This window comes from Ignavibacteria bacterium, assembly GCA_025612375.1.
Classification (GTDB): domain Bacteria; phylum Bacteroidota; class Ignavibacteria; order Ignavibacteriales; family SURF-24; genus JAAXKN01.
The window spans coordinates 20032-39136 of record JAAXKN010000016.1 but is presented as its reverse complement, the minus strand read 5'-3'; the positions used below and the strand labels follow the sequence as shown (position 1 = coordinate 39136).

Sequence of the window (19105 nt, the reverse complement as noted above, 5' to 3'; positions counted from 1 at the left end):
ATGAACAGCAACCTCGACCAGAATACAAACTCATTTACAAAAGAACAGATTGCACTCATGAGAACTGTTCTGGCGGGTCCCAGAAATTCTCTTATCAACCGCTCACTTAATATTTCTGTAAACGTCGACCAGAGGCTTTCCGACAGCTCTTCAGTCGGCAGCATAGGGACGTGGGACGGCAGCTCTTTCGTCATGAAAAATAACCTCCCCGCGGCACTCAGCTTTAAGAAGGGCTCGTCTGTCGTTTTAAGGAGCGATAAGGAAGTTTATAATAACCAGAAATTCCACCACTGGACAGGCACCTCAGTAATGGATATTCAGCAGATAATAAATGTAGATAACTCCACGGGTAAATCCCTTACTTCACAGTTTGAACCTGTGTACGAAGGAGTTACTGTTAAAAACAGCCTGGAAGGAACTGAGGCCGCAGAAGGACAAATAGGCTTCAAGGATCCCTGGCTTATGGACTACAGGGATTCATCCTTTGCCGGTGAACTGAGAAACCAGGGAATGAATGCACCGGTGAAATACAAGACTTCTCCTTTTATGCCTTCATTTACTTTTCCTAATAACGGCGACCTGCATAAGGGAGTATTCTTAAACCTGACTCCTTCATCTTCCATCTATTATTCAGTAAAAGCTCCTGAAGCCCAGGATATTATGCTTAAGAGCGACGGGAAGCTTCATAAATTCTATTTCCAGAAATGGAACGGTAACGATGTAACTTTCGGAAATCAATTTTCAGCTGAAACTCCCCTTACGTTTACAAGCTCCAACTCCAAAGCAAACGCGCTCCTTAAAGGCACACACCTCTCAGACGACCCCAATGCCTTTACAGGTAACGGACAGAGAAAATTCATTATGACTCCTGATGGCTGCCTGCACCTCGTGTATTCAAGCATGGGAAAAGTATGGTACGAAGTAAGCAAGGATAAAGGACAGAGCTGGATTCTTATGAATGACGGAAAGCCTCTTGATGAAGGCCCGTCAAAACTTCCCTCCATCGATTACTTTGAAAACAATGTTGTAATTGCATGGCAGAGCATGAATACTTCAGGAACGTCTGATATAAAGCTCCGGGTATTCTCAAACCTTTCAGGCGAATATACCGCGCAGGCTCAAAGCATAATACCTATAGAAGGATCATATGACACTGATGCGTCACCTCTTGTTTCATGGGGATATGCAGGGAAAGCTGTCCTGCTCTGGGAGACAAAAGGAACCGGCGGATGCCTCACATATAAATATGGACAGATAAGCAGCGCCGGGATCTCATGGGGCACAGGCGGAATTATTCCGGGCACAGACAGCACTGCCGTAAACGCTGCAGTTTCATCTGCAAAGGATGCAGCCTCACAGAACATTTTCAACCTGGCATGGCAGCAGGGCGAAATGCCTTATGCAATGATATATTACATGAAGATGCAGTTTAACGATATGGGACTCCTTGATGAAAATGCGCTTCCCTTCTTCCTTTCCATCTATGCAAACTTCAACACCAACGTAAGCCCTTCCATTATATCCGTCTCCGGCGGAGGCGCAAGAATGGCGTGGAAAGGATATAATGAAATTGGTTCCGATTGGGGCGAGTATTATGTTGTACTTGCCAATCCCGACAATCCGTGGTATATGCAGTACTTTAACAAATATGCCGGACAGGTATATTCACCGCAGATAAGCATGGGAAGCGATACTTATATAGTAGGATGGAGCGAACCGAATGGAAGCCGTTATGAAGCCGTCTGCACAAACAGCAGCACCTCAATAGGACTTAAATCCATAACAGGCACCGACGGGCGCAATATTCAGATCAATAACGGCGGCATGAGCAATGAGATGTTTGTAACAGCATTGCATTCAGAAAATCTGAGTGCTCCATTCCCCTTCATGCAGTCGGAAGCAATCGGCACACCCGCAGCAAATAAAACGTCTGAACCATTGTCCGGCAGAACAGTAGGACTAGTAAAAGATAATGCCCAGTTCTATCTCACGCTTGCAAACATTCACTCGGGCGGAATGAATATTCATTTTAATGAAGTAGGAAATAAAAAAATTAATTCAGCATTTACAAAATATCTTGAGACAGAGCCTTTCATGCTCAGTGATAACTCCGGTCTTTCATTTACAGTCCGCTGCGGGCTTAAGGATTCCATTGCAGCAGTAAAAGTTTTGAAAGACGGAAACTATGCATCCTTCAAAGTTGAAATGGTTGATGATGCATCAGGCAATGTAATTGGAAAATATTTTGATGCGAAGCTCATGAAAGAAAACCTTTTCAGCATGAAAGAATCGCAATACAATGTAAACGCAGAAGGAATAGGAAACAGGCTTGTACAGTTAAGAATAATTTCAGATGAAAACATTGGTGCGGAATATTTTATTGCCGACCGTTCAACGGGTAAAGAGGCAGTATTAACTGAGTCAGTGACATCAATGAACGTAAATTACTCAGGCGCAATACAAGTAAAAGAATATTCATTATCACAGAATTATCCTAATCCCTTTAATCCTTCCACAGTAATAAACTATGAAGTGCCGAAGGCATCAAAGGTAACGCTCAAAGTTTACGACGTGTTAGGAAAAGAAATTTCAGCATTAGTTGACGGGTACAAAGAAGAAGGAAGATACCAGGTTCAGTTCAATGCAAAAGACCTTCCGAGCGGAATATACATTTACAGTTTAAGAGCCGGCGAATACACCTCAGTGCGTAAGATGATGCTTCTGAAATAATTAGTCACCTGGAAGGTCAGTTCAAAGGCAGAGGTTCTTACTCCGGAACCTCTGCCTTTTTTATACCAATCCCTCTTCAGAGTCCAGGCGAGAAAGAAACCAATCCTGCTGCCGTTGCCTTACCGTCGGACGTCGGACGTCGGACCTTTTATTACTTCACCACCCTAAGTCTGAAATATACTTCCTCCGGCGAGAAGATCCCCGCGAAAAATCTTTCGTACATCACGGGCTCTATATTCAATATCGGATCCATCCACTTTAAGGGGGCAAAATGCGAGGTTATAAACCTCTTCTCTATTATCTCAAACTGCGCCTTGCCTTCGTAATTCGTACGGTGCGTCAGCTTCCACTTCTCATAAAACTTCAGCTTACGGTTACCTATGAACTCGTAATTGTCAAACGTCCTGATGGAAAACGGAATCTTGTGATCCGGCTCCCCAAAATACTTCGTGTTCAGGAAAAATGGCGCGTAAACAATTATCGTCGCGTTCGGCTTTGCTATCCTGTAAAGCTCTGTTACCGTCTTGTGAAAACTGTCCAGATGCTCCAGTACATGCGAGGCAAATATCTCATCAAATGTATTATCCTCAAAAGGATACGGAAACGTATTTATGTCGTGGATCATATTGCCCCCGTAATCCACTATGTCCAGATTTATGTATCCCTCTTTTAAGTCCCTTCCGCAGCCGAGATTCAGTTTCATATTCTATGCTTCCATTTTTTGAAAATTTGCCCGATTTTTTCCGTAAAACATAAGGCGAAACTTCCGAAAAGTCAAAGGTTAATACCGCTTTTAATACCCGCTCAGGCATAAATGGCTTTAATTAAACTCTTTAGCTCCATACTTTGTCTAATATACAGATTAGATGAAAGATGAAGTAAGTTTAAGATGAATGAGAAAAGAGTATGGAAAAGAACAAAGTATCACGTAAGATAATCGTAATTTCAGCGGTTTCACTCCTCATAATTGCCGCGGTTTCCTACTATCTCTTTGCTTCCGGTAAAAACGATAAGGACACCTACAGATTCGTTAAAGTCCAGAAAGGAAGCATCGAAGAGCTGGTCTCAAGTACGGGAGTGCTTAACCCGGTCGTAACAGTCCAGGTGGGAAGCCAGGTTTCAGGCACAATTTCCAAGATTTTCACCGACTTTAACCATAAGGTCAAAAAAGGCGACCTGATAGCACTGATTGATACCACCTTCCTTTCGGCTTCTGTCCGCGACGCTCAGAGCAGCCTCGATAAGTCTCAGGCCCAGTTTAATCAGGCGCAGAAGGACCTCGACCGCGTTAAAGTAATGGTAGAGAAAAACCTGGCCGCACAGACGGACCTTGAAACGGCACAGTATAATTACGCCGTTGCCCGGGCCTCGGTTAAATCGGCTCAGGCCAGCCTCGACAGGGCGAAAATTAACCTGAAATACGCTAAAATTACCGCTCCCATCAGCGGGACCGTAATAGCAAGGAATGTGGACGTGGGACAGACCGTGGCCGCAAGCCTGCAGGCCCCTACACTCTTCCTTATTGCTAACGACCTCTCACGTATGCAGATCATAGCTAACGTGGACGAAAGCGATATAGGTCAGATCAAGGATGGACAGAATGTGACATTTACCGTCCAGGCCTACCCCGATAAAACCTTTGAAGGCCTGGTCCAGCAGATAAGACTCCAGCCTACAACTATTCAGAACGTCGTTAATTATTCCGTGGTCATTAACGTTAATAACGACGAGGGCTACTTAATGCCCGGCATGACGGCTACAATTAACTTCCAGATCGCCCATGCCGATGACGTCCTTAAGGTACCTAACGCGGCTCTCCGCCTGAGGCCGACAGCTGAAATGATCGCCCAGATCAGATCATCCTACAATCAGAACGGCAGGAACGACTCTTTAAGCCGCACAGGCAATAATGGCGGAAACTATGCCGGACAGAACAGCACAGCACAGAACGGTTCCCAGTACGGAAATGGACAAATGCCGCAGGGGCAGAATGGACAAAGACATAATGGCGCAATGCTCTGGTACGTAGACGCCCAGGGTAAGCTCGCTGCAGTGAGGGTCCGTACCGGACTTACCGACGGCCAGTTCACGGAAGTTAAGTCGGATAAGATCTATGACGGAATGGACGTAATCTCCGGAATCGTCTCCTCAGCTTCGGCAAGTAGCCAGACACCTCAGGGCAGCCCGTTCCAGCAGAACAGATCTATGGGCGGCGGAAGAAGAGGAGGATTCTAAAAATGAAATGGAGTGATTTTATTCAGGTCGCCGTAGGCTCGATATTAAAGAATAAGATGCGCAGCCTCTTAACAATCCTGGGCATTATTATAGGCGTTGCAGCCGTTATCGTAATGGTCGCAATCGGCCAGGGCGCACAGGCAAGAGTCGAAAGCCAGATCGCGGGCCTGGGCACTAACCTTATTATAGTCTTCCCCGGTTCCATCCGTACTGGAGGCGTAAGCATGGGCGGAGGTTCCAATACCCGCCTTACGCTTGATGACGTCGATAAGCTTAAAGCCAATACCACCCTCCTTGCCGGAGTCTCACCGATCATCAGGGCTCCGGGACAGGTAATTGGAGGCATCGGGAACTGGAATACCTCTACAATGGGCGTGTCTGCCGACTATCCCGAGATCAGGCAGTGGTCACTCTCCTCCGGCGACTTCTTTACAATTAACGACGTCAGAACAAACGCCAAGGTCGCCGTCATCGGTCAGACAGTTGCACAGAACCTATTCCCCGACCAGGACCCGGTCGGCCAGGAGATCAGAGTCCGCGAGGTCCCTTTTAAGATCATCGGCGTTATGGCCGCCAAGGGGCAGAATGCCATGGGGCAGGACCAGGATGACATCATACTCGCCCCGTACACAACTGTGCAGAACCGCCTTAGCGGGTTTAAGAATATACAGCAGATCCTCTGCAGTGCCCTCTCACCTGATGCTATGGATGAGGCACAACAGGAAATTACTACCGTCCTTAGGGAAGCGCACAAAATTCAGCCGGGAGAAGATGACGACTTTACCGTGCGCAACCAGACCGATATCGCCAGTACGGCACAGGAGACAACAAGAGTCCTTACAATCCTCCTTGCCTCAATTGCCAGCGTTTCAATGATCGTAGGCGGAATCGGCATTATGAATATTATGCTCGTTTCAGTTACAGAAAGAACCCGCGAGATCGGCATAAGACGCGCCATCGGAGCCAAAGGAAGCGATATACTTACACAGTTCCTTTTTGAAGCCGTGGTCCTTAGCCTTTCAGGCGGAATCCTCGGCGTCCTCTTCGGCTTTATTGCAACTCAGATCGTAAGCTTCTTCAGCGGGTGGACTACCGTTATATCGCCTTTTACCGTACTCATGTCCTTCGGCTTTGCCGGCATGGTAGGCATCTTCTTCGGATTCTATCCGGCACGCAAGGCATCGGGACTTGTTATTATTGACGCCCTGCGCTACGACTGAGGCGCACAGGCGCGTGGAATTTTATCCGCCCCGTGTGGCTTTTATAGTAAATTCTGACTATGTTTTAGTTCAAAATTTACTTAAGAATCACCGGGGCAGATGATGAAGAAACTTTCCTTTTTGCTTTTCCTTCCGCTGCTATTTTCCGGATGCAGCTCATCCGGCACTTCAGCCAGCGACTCAATTAACCTGATTACTCCTGACATTATGAATAAACACATTTCCTTCCTCGCTTCTGACGAGATGAAAGGACGGAAAACCCCGAGCCAGGAACTCGACAATGCGGCACACTATATTGCCGAAGAGTTCGAGAGCCTGGGACTTAAACCCGTAAACGGAAGCTACTTCCAGACGGTGCACCTGGGGAAAGTCGACCTGGGTAAGGATAACCGCCTCGTCATTAAAAAAGACGGCAAGGAACACTCCTTCAGCCTTAAAACAGAATTTACTCCTTTCGAAATGACAGGCAATAAGGAAGTTACTTCTTCCATAGTTTTTGCCGGATACGGCATTACGGCGCCTGAACTGAAATACGACGACTATAAGGATATAGACGTAAATGGAAAGATCGTCATTCTCCTGCGCCATGCCCCGGGTGAAAACGATACGGCTTCAGCCTTTTCTTCCAAACCGGCCATAACCTACTCCCTGGGAAGTACAAAAGTTAATAACGCCATTAAACACGGCGCCACGGGAGTAATTCTTGTAAACGATCCTTTGAACCATATGCTTCTTTCACCAAGGGGATTCCCATGGCCCGCTCTTTCGGCCTTTATACCCAAAGACGCTCTACCAATTACTCTCTTAAGCGAGGAGAAAGATAAGGTCCCGGTCGTCCAGGCCGGCAAAGAAGTAATAAATGAACTCTTCGGATCCGTCGAAAGTCTTAAGGACCTGCAGAAGGGAATTGACGCAAAGCTTACACCCAAATCCTTTGAAATTGAAGGTGCCTCGGTCCTCCTTAAAACCAGCACCGACGTGATGGAAACCCCGGCAAACAACGTCGTGGGATTTCTGGAAGGTTCCGACCCCGCATTAAAAAATGAGCTCGTAATTGTAGGAGCCCATTACGACCACGTCGGGTACCAGAAAGAGCACAAAGAGGGAGAAGATTATATCTATAACGGCGCCGACGACAACGCCTCCGGAACCAGCGGCGTTATGGCTTTGGCCCGCGCTTTCTCGGCAATGAACCCACGGCCTAAAAGAAGCATCCTTTTTATTACTTTTGCCGGCGAGGAACTGGGACTCCTGGGCTCAAAGGCCTATACCGAAAGCCCACTCTTCCCTCTCGAAAAAACAGTCGCAATGCTGAATATGGATATGATCGGACGCAATAACCCCGATTCCCTCTTTATTATTGGCTCTTCTGTCTGCCCGGAACTAAGCCGTTTAAATAAAGAAGAAAATGTTAAGGTTGGCTTTAAGCTCGGCTACAGCCTGGAGAAATTCCTGGACGCCAGCGACCAGGCCTCCTTTATCGGTAAGGGTGTGCCTTCAATATTCTATAATACCGGGGAGACCGAAGACTACCATCACTTCAGCGATGAAACCTCTACAATTAATATGGATAAAGCTGCCAGGGTTGCAAAACTTGTTTTCCTTACTGCCCTCCGGATTTCTGAGGACAGCAGCTATAACAGAACTTTTTATCAACCAATTTCTAATAAATAAACAGGAGACAGCATGAAAAGGGCTTTGCCTTTTATTCTTTTAACAATTTTTTCTCTTTCCCTTCTTGCGGGCAGCCTCAATGCCCAGGAAAGCTATAAACTCAAATACAGCTTCCAGAAGGGAAAAACTTATCATTTTATGAATACCATGGGAGGAAACATCACTCAGGAAGTCATGGGCACCGAAATGAAAATGACGCTTAACGGTGATTTCAGCGTAAGAGTAGTTGTAGATGATGTTAAGGGCAGTAAAGCCGAACTTATTACCTCGCTCGACTCGGGGAAAATTTCCACGACAAATCCCATGAAAGATACCACCATGTCCCTGGCTCCCTTTGCCGGCAAAAGAATCCGCATAACCATGCTCCAGGATGGAACGGTTGAAAATACAACGGCTATCGATTCCTTCAATATGGTAAACCTTCAGGGACTTACACAGAGCAACCTTCTCCGCCTTGCAAAGCTTCCGGATGGAGAGATTAAGGCAGGCGTTCCATGGTCAGCTACAACAACTGATACTATGGATATGATGGGTTCCGGAAAAATAATGAACACAATTAACTCTACCTATACTATCGCGGGTAAGGAAAAGGTTCAGGGGCATAACTGCCTGAAGATAAACTATACGGGCGACGTAAAAAATAACGGCCAGGCTAAGATGGGCGGCATGGACCTGGTTATTGAAGGCACGGGGAAAATCTCGGGCACCTTCTACTTCGATCCTAAAATGGGAATGGCAGTTAAAAACGAAGTAAATATGGATAACGATATGACCATGGCTGTCACTGGTCAGCAGAATATGATTATGCCGGTCTCACAGTCGATGAAGACTTCAACGCAATTGGTTGAGTAGTAAGGCCTCTTTAAAAGTGAAAAACCTGCCTTGTCGGGCAGGTTTTCTTTTTTGTTCAAGTTTTTAGTTCAAAGCCAGCAGAGGTTTATTTTCGTCGGCTAATGCTATTTCCTCAACCTTAAGCTTTAAGACTCCGGGCCTTATAATACCCAGGGCCAGTGCAGCACCTTTGGAAAGGTCGAGTTGTCTGCCGCCAATGTAAGGGCCCCTGTCGTTAATCCTTACAATAACCGACTTGCTGTTTTTGGGGTTTGTAAGTTTTAAGAGCGTCCCGAACTTAAAAGATTTATGGGCGGCGGTAAAAGCCATCTGGTTATATATTTCACCATTGGCTGTCAGTTTGCCATGAAACTTTGGTCCATACCATGAGGCGGTCATTCTTCCTTTGTCCAAGAACTGAATAAAAGAACTCTCTTGCTTTACTGCTGTTTGAGTTTGCGTATTGTTACTTAATTCTTTTATTCCAGCACTCTGACCGGTTTTGTTATCCCCGAGCTCCTTATGAATTATGGTAAATCCGACCAACAGTAACATGACCAACAATACTAATGCTTTAGATATCGATGTCAAATGTACCTCTCATCTCTAGTGATTAAAATATCATCTACTATAAATAAACGGTATTTGCATCCGTCTTACAATCTTTTAGTATATGTGAGAGGCAGGTGGAGCGTTTCCGGAATGTTCGACCTTTTTCGTGAACTTATTCGAATTTCCTGGGTTTTGGAAAATTTTTTAATTTTTTTTGTACATCTTTTAGGATTTATTTTTCATATTATATAATTAGGCACCTTTGACGCCCCCGCCCGGTCCCCCCGGATTCCTTCATCAAAATACATATCTATATATATGTGCTTCATTTTGACGAAACAAGAGTAATGTATCTTTGATTAATTTTCCTTAAATTATCCGGCAGCAAATATCATTTTATTAACGGAGAATTGATGGAAAGGAAAATCACAGCCTTCATCCCCTATAGCGGTAATGATTTTACCAGGAAGACCGTCGGCGAGCTTTATAATTCGGGACTGGTGGATAAGTGCTATTTAATCGTAACCTCCGACGTCGAGGAGAACATAGAGGGATGCGAAAAACTTAAGGTTGAATCTCTTTTCAGCAGTGAAACTGTTTCACAGCTCAAAGAGAAGTCAAGTGCAGACTATACCCTGTTTATTACACAGGATAACCTGATCGAATTCGGCCATTTCGGAATTGAAAGATTCCTCCACGTGGCTGAGGATACAGGTGCAGGACTGGTTTATTCAGATTACTACGAAGTTAAGGAAGGATCGAGAACCGCTCATCCGGTTATAGATTACCAGGTCGGAAGCATCAGGGACGATTTTAACTTTGGGTATGTGTATTTCTTCAACACTGCCGCCCTCAAACAGGCATTCAAAAAAACTAAATTTTTATACGCAGGCATCTACGACCTGAGACTGAAAATTTCTCAGAAAAATTCAATTGTCCGCGTACCTGAATTCCTTTATGCAACAATTGAAACCGACGTCCGCAAGACCGGTGAAAAACAGTTCGATTATGTAAACCCCAGAAACCGCAGCGTACAGATCGAAATGGAAATTGCAGCTACAGACCACCTTAAGAAAGTTAAGGCTTACCTGAAACCGGAATTTAAGCAGATCGACCTTACTGCCGGCAATTTTGAGTTTGAAGCCTCGGTTATTATCCCGGTTAAAAACAGGGCTAAGACAATCGGAGAGGCTGTTGAGTCTGTCCTTAAACAGAAAGCTGACTTCCCATTCAACCTGATCGTAATCGATAACCATTCAAACGACGGCACAACTGAAGTATTAAAGGAAGCTGCCGCCAGGGACAGCAGGCTTATTCACGTCATTCCTGACAGAGAGGACCTCGGTATCGGCGGATGCTGGAATATGGGCGTACACCACGAGAAATGCGGCCGCTTCGCAATCCAGCTCGACAGCGACGATATGTATAAGGATGAAACAACCGTACAGAAAGTTGTCGATAAGTTCAGAGAAGAAAAATGCGCCATGGTTATAGGCAGCTACCAGATGACCAACTTTAAGCTCGAAGAAATTCCTCCTGGAATCATCGATCATAAGGAATGGACTCCTGAAAACGGACGCAATAACGCCCTCAGAATTAACGGCCTCGGTGCTCCAAGAGCCTTCTATACCCCGCTTTTAAGGGAAATTAAGGTTCCTAACGTCAGCTACGGCGAAGATTATGCACTGGGACTTGCAATTTCAAGGGAATACCAGATCGGCAGGATCTATGAACCGATTTACCTCTGCCGCCGCTGGGAAGGCAACTCTGATGCTGCTCTGGATATAAACAAGGCTAACACCTATAACGTTTATAAAGACAGAGTAAGAACTATTGAACTTTTAGCACGTCAGAGAAAAAATTCGCTATGAGAGACACGACTGTAATTAAAGATTCCGAATTAGAACCATATATTTCATCAGATGACCTGGCAGGCAAAGCGAAAGCTTTGCTTGCCCAGCAGAAAGAAAGCTGGGAACTGTTAAGTAAAGGCTACAACAGCCTTAATAACGTTGAAGTCAAAACATTCGAGTTCGATCATTTCAAAATAAAGGTCCAGTTCAACCCGGGAAGAATCACTTCATCCGCAGCTAAAGTGGATGAAAAATCAATCAAGGAAAGAAAATGCTTCCTTTGCCCGGATAACCTCCCGGAGGCACAGAAAGGGATACTTTATAAAGAAGACTACATTGTACTCTGCAACCCGTTCCCGATCTTCAATGAGCATTTTACACTTCCAAGGACAAGCCACGTGCCCCAGGAAATTAAAAGCTCATTCCCGGAACTCCTCAGTTTCACGAAGGATCTGAGCCGTTACTATACCGTTTTCTATAACGGTCCCAAGTGCGGAGCCTCGGCACCGGACCACCTTCACTTCCAGGCTGGCGACAAGGCCTTCATGCCTATCGACAGCGAGTACACTGAAATTAAGGAGAACCTGGGCCGTAAGATAGTTGACTGCAATGACTTACAGGTTTATGCAGTTGACCGTTACCCCGGCAAATTTCTTTCTTTTGAATCCTCGAACCCAGAGGCCCTCACAGAGGGTTTCAACCATTTTTATGGCATTTTCAAGGAAGTCTCCAACAACGGCGCCGAAGAGCCGATGATGAATATTCTTTCTTTCTATGATAATGGCAAGTGGCACGTTATGGTATTCCCAAGGGCTAAGCACCGTCCGAGCTACTTCTTCATGGAAGGCGATGACAACATACTCTTAAGCCCGGCTTCAGTGGATATGGGAGGAGTGCTTATAACTCCGCTTGAAAAGGATTTCAAAAAGATCACAAGAGAAAATATTGTGGATATATTCCGTCAGGTAACACTGTCAGATGAAACATTTGAATACATTTCAGGCAAACTAGCCCAAATCTATTCCTGATATACTAAAGGGCGGCCGCAGGCCGCCCTTGCAATTTCTTACCGTCGAACGTCGGACGCCCAATAATTTCTTACCGTCGGACGTTGGACGTTGGACGTCGGACGTCGGACCTACTACTCCTGCTCCTCATAAGAAATATTATACTTTTCCATAAACCTGTACACCGTGGCGCGGCCGATCTCCAGCTTCCTGGCTACTTCAACTATATTGCCGTTTGTAACCTTAAGCGCGTGCCTTATGGCCTCTTCCTTCAGTTTGTCAAAAGGAATTATCTGGTCGTCCGAGAAAATGGGACCCGATAACGCAAGAGCAGTGTTACTTTCCGAAGCCCTGATGTTTGGCGGCAGGTCACTAATATCCATCGTATCGGTTTCAGAGATAATAATGCACCTTTCCATTGTATTTTCCAGCTCGCGCACATTCCCGGGCCAGTCGTAATCGTAAAGAAGCTTAAGCGCCCTCTTCGTAAAGCCCTTACTCTGGCGCCCGAGCTTGTCGTTGAATTTCTTAATAAAATAATCCACAAGCGTAATTATGTCGCTTTTTCTTTCCCTTAAAGGCGGAATTACAATCGGGAAGGAATTAAGCCTGTAGAACAGGTCCTCACGGAACTCCCTTTTTTCAACCGCGGACTTCAGGTCCACGTTTGTAGCCGAGATGATCCTGACGTCCGTCTTAATTACCTCGGTGCCCCCCACCCTTTCAAGCTCCTTCTGCTGTATGACCCTTAGTATCTTGGCCTGCAGCGACATCTGCATTTCGCCGATCTCATCCAGGAATATGGTGCCCTCGCTGGCCATTTCAAACTTTCCTATCTTCCTCTGGTAGGCGCCCGTAAAAGAGCCCTTTTCGTGCCCGAAAAGTTCGCTTTCCAGCAGCTCCCTTGGAATTGAGGCGCAGTTAACCACCACAAAAGGCTTGTCTTTTCTTATTCCGTTATAATGAATTGCCCTTGCAATAAGCTCTTTTCCCGTGCCGCTTTCGCCGTGAATTAGGACTGTGATGTCGTTATCCAGCACTTTGGAGACCATCCTGAAGACGTCCTGCATCTTTGCGTCGGACGAAATAATGTTGTCAAAACTGAACTGCTTTTTAACGTCTTCCTTCAGAATCGTGAGCTCGCGCTGAAGGTCGTAGCTCCTGATGGCATTTTTAATTGCGGGTTCCAGGCGCTGTGTGTCAATAGGCTTCGGGAAGTAGTCGAACGCCCCCAGGCGCAAAGCCTCCACTGCAACCTCAATGCTCCCCTGAGCCGAAAGCATTATAACAGGCAGACTTTCATTTAACTGCTTTACCCTTTTTAAGATCTCAATGCCGTCAATATCAGGAAGCATAATATCAAGTAAAATGAGGTCGGGACTTACCGCAGAGAGCCTTTTGAGCATATCCTGGCCGTTATCAAAGACTTCAGTCTTGTACTTCCATTTGTCTTTTACCCAGTATGTCAGGAGCTTTGAGATTGCCTTTTCATCGTCAACAATAAATACCAGCTTTTCCAATTTTTCCTCGGTTAATTACTCTTTGGTAGTTTTATGATAAATGTAGTGCCTTTATTTACTTCACTCTGGACGGAAATGAGTCCTTTGTGCATATCAATTATCTGCTTGACGAGCCCAAGCCCTATTCCGGAACCCGGTATCTGCGTGCTGCCTGCACGGGCCGCCTTGTAGAATTTCTGGAATATGTTTGGCAAGTCCCTTGAGGGAATGCCGATTCCTGTATCGCTGACAATAATTTCAAATTCCTTCATAAAGTCCTGGGCAATAAGCGTAATGCGCCCGTCTTTACCCGTAAACTTTATAGCGTTGCTCGCCAGGTGCTGAATGACCTGCATGATCCTCTCTTTGTCGGCCGTAATAAGCACCGGGTGCTCGGGAATTTCAAAGTTTAGGCTGATTCCTTTCTGCCGGACTTCTTCGCGCACGGAAGCCATAATTGCCTGAAGGACTTCCACTATGTCAAATTCGGTCTTAAATATGTCCAGCTTCCCGGCTTCCATTTTGGCAAAGTCCAGTACGTCGTTAATTAGCTTTGCCAGGCGCTTGCCCTCGCTTAAGATTATATTGCTGAATTCCATTATCATCTCCCGCGGCATGTTGGGGTCGGAGGTTATTGTCTCCGAAAATCCCACTACGGAGGCTAATGGGGTCCTGAGCTCATGCGAGATGTTTGAAATGAAATCGCTTTTTAGCTTGTTCAACTCCTCAAGAACCGATACCTGCTGTTTTGCGCGGTCGCGTTCAATTGAAATGAGCCTGTTGGCCTCAATAAATCTTGAATTCAGCTCCCTCAGCTTTTCCTCGTCCTTCCGGCGCTGCGTTATGTCGCGCCCGATGCCTAGCATGCCCGTAATCTCGCCATTATTCTGCGTAGGGCGGCACTGGACTTCAAAGAAGATCTCCTTGCCGAACTTGTCAATGAACGCGGCATCGAAGGATACCACCTTATCGGACTTCAGTATCTGCTGGAATGCAATGGCTATTTCAGCCTTGTGCTCGTCGCTTATAAACTCCAGGAAGTGGCAGCCTGACATCTCTTCGGGCTTGTAGCCTAAGGCAAGTGCCCCGTAGTTATTTACCATGAGGAAGTATCCAGAGCTGTCGAGATTAAAAATGAGGTCATTTGCCGTTTCAATCAGCAGGCGGAAGCGTTCTTCCGACTTCTCCAGCCTTAGCTGTGTTTCCTTTTCCCTTGTAACGTCGCTTACAACGCCGTCAATCCTTATGATCTCGTGGTCTTTTACCACCGGGAAACCTGAATTCCTCAGGAAATGCGTATTCCCCCGGATATCTTTTACCTGGTACTCCACCATAGCACCCGAACCCTGGCGCAGAAGCCTGACAAATTCCCTGTATTTTGCAAAGTACCTGGGATCAATTTGCCTCAGGAATTTACCCGGATTATCCATTAGCTCCCGCGGCTGGTAGCCCAATATTTTCTCAACGGCATCTGTAATAAAAAGGTACTTCTCCCCTTTTACATCCGTGGAATAAATTATTGCATCTATATTTCCTGCCGCGCCAACCAGCGACTGCTCAATGCTTTTAAGGCCTGCTACTTCAAAATACTCATTAAGAAAATCCTCCAGCAGCCCTATATTGCTGAGCCTGGAAGAATTAAAATACCTGCTTTTGTCCGACATGAGCACAAGAAAGAATGCTTCCCTGTTCTCCCCGTTCCTTTCCAGCTTTTTTACATACAAAGACCTGATGCCGGTCCGGCCGGAGACTTCCTTAAAAGAATCCCACGAGATGGCATTTTCAAGCTCACCTTCCGCAGAACGGATGATCTCCTGGTTAAGCTCACTAAAAAGGCTTTCCGTACCCGCTCCTGCAAATGCCGCAATGCGCGGCACGGCCCCGCTGCCTTCAAGCAGATAAGCAACTCTGCTGCCGCTCACATTTGCAATGAGCTGGATAATATTTGATATCTTTGTCTGCATTAAAATTGGAAAAGTTCTTCTGAAAATATCGCGTTTTTTCCAGAAATTCAATGCCGTAAAGAAAACTGGCCATTTATTTTATCTCTTCACGGCCTGAGCCTGTTTTTCCTGCCGTAGAAGAAGGAAAAATAAACCAGGAATGAAAGGCACAGAATAGCCGAGGCGATCCAGAATGCGTACTGGCGGTTAAATTCCACAAGCATGGAGCCCGCAACGGGACCTGCGAGCGTCCCGATCCCATACGACATGGCAAAGTGCCCGTTTGCCTGCGCAACGTAAGCTTTATCCACCCGTTCAACCGTGTAGGTTAAGCCCACGGTGTAAAATGCCGGCACAAATCCCCCGATTATGAAAAATATTACCGTCAGGAGCACCCTGTCGGGAAAAAATCCCGGAAGAAGGAATAAAATGCTTAAGACCCCTGAGACTATAAGAAGAAGCTTGAACTTGGATATCCTGTCCGAAGCGCGCCCGATCAGGTATAGAAGAATTATACCCCCAATGACGTAAGCCCCCAGGAAAAGAGATACCTCTTCTTCCGAAAAGCGGCTCCTTAGCCCGAATAATGGGATTACAATGGTAATGGACGACTCAAAGATCCCGTAAACGGCTGAGGAAAACAGGGCAACAACGGGCATCATCTTAAAGGGGAAGTTTGCCTCCTTTTTCTCCAGTTCCTCAACCGGCTTTAATTCCACAAGAAGGAACCATTCAAAAATATAGACAAACAATATCGTCAGTGCGCCTATTACAAAAGGAAGCCACTCATAGATCCTGACCGTCCAGATAAGCATCGTGCCTACGGCAATTCCAATGGAAAGGAACATTACATAAAGCCCGATGTTTTTCCCGCGGTTTGTCTCGTCGCTTGTTGTATTTATGAGCACTTCGGTGGCAACAAAGATGAATGTAACACCTATCCCCTGAAGAAACCTTGCGGGAAAAAGAATGTAGTAATTCCGCCAGAAAATGAGCCCTATTGAACATACAGAAACTATCAGGAGCCCCCAGGAAAGTACCTTCTTTATATTGTACTTTTCTATAAGCTTTCCCGTAAGGCTTGAAAACAGTACTATGCTTATGTAAAGCATTGTTGTTACAAGTCCCGTAACCCAGCTTGGCGTATGATTTGTCTCCAGGAGTATTACAGTTACAGGAGATACCAGTCCGAATGTAATTCCGGCTACTGCAATCCCGAAAATGGCTATAAGAAGAGGGTTTTTCATATAAAGTGGACTATTTATCTTTTGTGTCGGATTCCGTCAGATTTATCACGTAAAACTAAGAATTTTTTCTTAAATAGTCTTTCCTTATGAAAACAGCACTTTTGAAGGATATCCCGTCCATTTTTAAATGGTTTGTTTACATGTGCCAATAAATAGCCATTCTTTAATATTGACATTTCGCAAAATTTCCAGTAATATTTGTACAGTTACAAGCTCTTCATATAAGACGTAGTATCCTGTTCATATAAAATAAATCATTAACATTTCAGAGGGAAAAAATGGATAATGCGACATTAGTTCTGAACGGAAAGGAGTATCAGCTCCCTGTCACAGTAGGAACAGAGGGTGAAGTTGGAATTGACATTGCGGCTTTAAGGTCTAAAACCGGTGCAATTACGCTGGATTCTGGTTATGGCAACACGGGTTCCTGTGAAAGTTCAATTACTTTTATAGACGGTGAGAAGGGAATTCTGCAGTACCGCGGCTACCCGATTGAGGATCTGGCGGCAAAGAGCAATTTCCTTGAGGTCTCATATCTCCTGATTTTCGGCCACCTGCCAACAAAAGAAGAGCTTGACAAGTTTAATTATGACCTTACACACCACAGCCTGCTGCGCGAGGATATGAAGAAATTCTACGAAGGCTATCCTCCCACGGCGCATCCTATGGGTGTACTTTGCTCGATGGTTGTTTCCTTATCGGCTTATTATCCCGATACCCCGGAAGAACGCTACAGAAACATAATCCGCCTTCTTGCAAAACTGAAGACAATTGCGGCTTTCTCATACAAAAAATCGATCGGACAGCCTTACATCTATCCGCGCAACGATTTGAGCTTTGCCGCGGATCTTTTACACATGATGTTTGCCGTTCCCGCGGAGGATTATGAAGTGCACCAGGAAGTGGCAGATGCACTGGACCTGCTTTTAATTCTGCACGCGGACCACGAGCAGAACTGCAGCACCTCGACAGTCAGAATGGTAGGCAGCAGCGAAGCCAACATGTTTGCAACCATTGCCTCGGGCATCTGCGCACTATGGGGCAAGCTGCACGGCGGGGCAAACCAGCACGTAATTGAAATGCTGCATAAAATACAGAATGAAGGGGGCGACTATAAGAAATTTGTTGCCATGGCAAAGGATAAGAATTCAGGATTCAAGCTCATGGGCTTTGGACACAGAGTCTATAAGAATTTTGACCCCAGGGCAAAGATCTTGAAAGAAGCAGCCGAAAAGGTATTAAACAAGCTGGGCGTAAAAGACCCGCTGCTGGATATTGCAATGAACCTTGAAAGGGTTGCTTTGGAAGACAGCTACTTTGTTGAGCGCAAACTCTATCCGAACGTGGATTTCTACAGCGGCATCATTTACCGTGCAATGGGAATTCCGACGGACATGTTTACAGTAATGTTTGCTCTCGGAAGGCTTCCGGGCTGGATAGCCCAGTGGAAGGAAATGAGGGAAGATCCTTCAGTGAGGATTTACCGTCCGCGCCAGATCTACACCGGCTGCACCAAGCGCGAATACCTCCCGATCGATCAACGCAAAACCGTAGAAGCAAAATAAATTATTTAATTATTATCAGAAAGCCCGGGACCAATATTCCGGGCTTTTTATTTTTAAATCATCTGTAGCCCAATTGTGCCCCATGAATAGCCACGGACTTCAGGCCGTGGGCTAATGAATCAAACAACCCGTGGCTATTCATTAAAAAATATTCCGGTACCAATGAAGTGTGTTGACATTGTGAGCACAGGAATCTATAATTTAATATATCACGATGAGAGACTCTGCTGTCTTACCGGAATTTAATTTTGAGGGTAATTGTCTGAAGATTATAAAGATTAAGCGGCATGCAGCAAAGGAAAAAAGGATAAAAAAATAATCATTCCTTATATAATTGATCGTGATAGCGGGGATAATGTCTGTGGAAAAAAAAGTCTGCACTCCGCTTAAAGCTCGGCATTATCCCCGCTATTTATTTTAAATGATACTATTCGAACTCTATCAGGAGCTCCCCTTTTGCTACACGCTCGCCTTTGGAGATTTGAATAGATTTAATAATCCCGTCAAAAGGTGCCTTGATGGAATTTCTCATCTTCATAGCTTCCAAAACAAGCATGCTCTGATCGCGCTTTACATGCTGCCCTTTGTTAACTGTAACATCCAGGATGACCCCGGGAATTACGGCGCATATTTTTTTAGGATCTTTAGGTGCAAAAGCTTTTCTGACTGCAAACTTTGGTGTCAGCTTCGTCAGATAAACCGTATCATCCACTACTATTTTCTGCAGGTCTTTATTATTGTCGCTCATA

At 45.5% G+C, this 19105-nt stretch carries 14 protein-coding genes; 8 read left to right on the top strand and 6 right to left on the bottom strand.

Annotated elements, in window-relative coordinates:
* The first annotated feature begins 1887 nt into the window (after nt 1–1887).
* On the top strand, nt 1888–2730 hold the full coding sequence (locus HF312_11550) for a T9SS type A sorting domain-containing protein (protein MCU7520841.1): 843 nt from the start codon (nt 1888–1890) through the stop codon (nt 2728–2730).
* A gap of 151 nt (nt 2731–2881) precedes the next feature.
* Here HF312_11550 and HF312_11545 read toward each other — a convergent pair whose 3' ends face one another.
* On the bottom strand, nt 2882–3433 hold the full coding sequence (locus tag HF312_11545) for a class I SAM-dependent methyltransferase (GenBank protein ID MCU7520840.1): 552 nt from the start codon (nt 3431–3433) through the stop codon (nt 2882–2884).
* A gap of 203 nt (nt 3434–3636) precedes the next feature.
* On the opposite strand from HF312_11545, the gene HF312_11540 reads away from it, so the two are divergent.
* From HF312_11540 to HF312_11525, 4 genes are all read left to right on the top strand, one after another.
* Complete coding sequence (locus HF312_11540) at nt 3637–4965, top strand: efflux RND transporter periplasmic adaptor subunit (protein ID MCU7520839.1); 1329 nt, start codon at nt 3637–3639, stop codon at nt 4963–4965.
* Between the two features lie 2 nt (nt 4966–4967).
* Entirely contained in the window at nt 4968–6185 is a 1218-nt protein-coding gene (locus tag HF312_11535) for an FtsX-like permease family protein (protein MCU7520838.1), read from the top strand.
* Nucleotides 6186–6284: 99 nt separating this feature from the next.
* On the top strand, nt 6285–7859 hold the full coding sequence (locus HF312_11530; protein ID MCU7520837.1) for a M20/M25/M40 family metallo-hydrolase: 1575 nt from the start codon (nt 6285–6287) through the stop codon (nt 7857–7859).
* 12 nt (nt 7860–7871) lie between these two features.
* A complete protein-coding gene (locus HF312_11525) occupies nt 7872–8711 on the top strand; it encodes a hypothetical protein (protein ID MCU7520836.1) in 840 nt (279 codons plus the stop codon).
* Between the two features lie 63 nt (nt 8712–8774).
* Here the strand turns inward: HF312_11525 and HF312_11520 are convergent, their stop codons facing one another.
* Complete coding sequence (locus HF312_11520) at nt 8775–9245, bottom strand: septal ring lytic transglycosylase RlpA family protein (protein ID MCU7520835.1); 471 nt, start codon at nt 9243–9245, stop codon at nt 8775–8777.
* 410 nt (nt 9246–9655) lie between these two features.
* Between HF312_11520 and HF312_11515 the strand changes: the two genes are divergently transcribed.
* Together HF312_11515 and HF312_11510 are read left to right on the top strand one after the other, a co-directional pair.
* On the top strand, nt 9656–11113 hold the full coding sequence (locus HF312_11515; GenBank protein ID MCU7520834.1) for a glycosyltransferase family 2 protein: 1458 nt from the start codon (nt 9656–9658) through the stop codon (nt 11111–11113).
* Entirely contained in the window at nt 11110–12123 is a 1014-nt protein-coding gene (locus tag HF312_11510) for a DUF4922 domain-containing protein (GenBank protein MCU7520833.1), read from the top strand. The genes HF312_11515 and HF312_11510 overlap by 4 nt, the downstream gene beginning before the upstream one ends.
* Nucleotides 12124–12236: 113 nt before the next feature.
* Here the strand turns inward: HF312_11510 and HF312_11505 are convergent, their stop codons facing one another.
* From HF312_11505 to HF312_11495, 3 genes are all read right to left on the bottom strand, one after another.
* Nucleotides 12237–13622, bottom strand: a complete 1386-nt coding sequence (locus HF312_11505) for a sigma-54-dependent Fis family transcriptional regulator (GenBank protein MCU7520832.1) — start codon at nt 13620–13622, stop codon at nt 12237–12239.
* Nucleotides 13623–13633: 11 nt separating this feature from the next.
* Nucleotides 13634–15565, bottom strand: a complete 1932-nt coding sequence (locus HF312_11500; protein ID MCU7520831.1) for a PAS domain S-box protein — start codon at nt 15563–15565, stop codon at nt 13634–13636.
* 86 nt (nt 15566–15651) lie between these two features.
* The gene (locus tag HF312_11495; protein ID MCU7520830.1) at nt 15652–16791 is read right to left on the bottom strand and encodes an MFS transporter; all 1140 of its coding nucleotides are present in this window, start codon (nt 16789–16791) and stop codon (nt 15652–15654) included.
* A 278-nt stretch (nt 16792–17069) separates the two neighbouring features.
* Here HF312_11495 and HF312_11490 point away from each other — a divergent pair, with 278 nt between their 5' ends.
* A complete protein-coding gene (locus HF312_11490; protein MCU7520829.1) occupies nt 17070–18356 on the top strand; it encodes a citrate synthase in 1287 nt (428 codons plus the stop codon).
* Nucleotides 18357–18783: 427 nt separating this feature from the next.
* On the opposite strand, the gene HF312_11485 is transcribed toward HF312_11490, so the two are convergent.
* Nucleotides 18784–19104 (bottom strand): acetyl-CoA carboxylase biotin carboxyl carrier protein subunit, encoded by a 321-nt coding sequence (locus HF312_11485; GenBank protein MCU7520828.1) that lies wholly within the window; start codon nt 19102–19104, stop codon nt 18784–18786.
* Nucleotide 19105 lies beyond the last annotated feature (1 nt).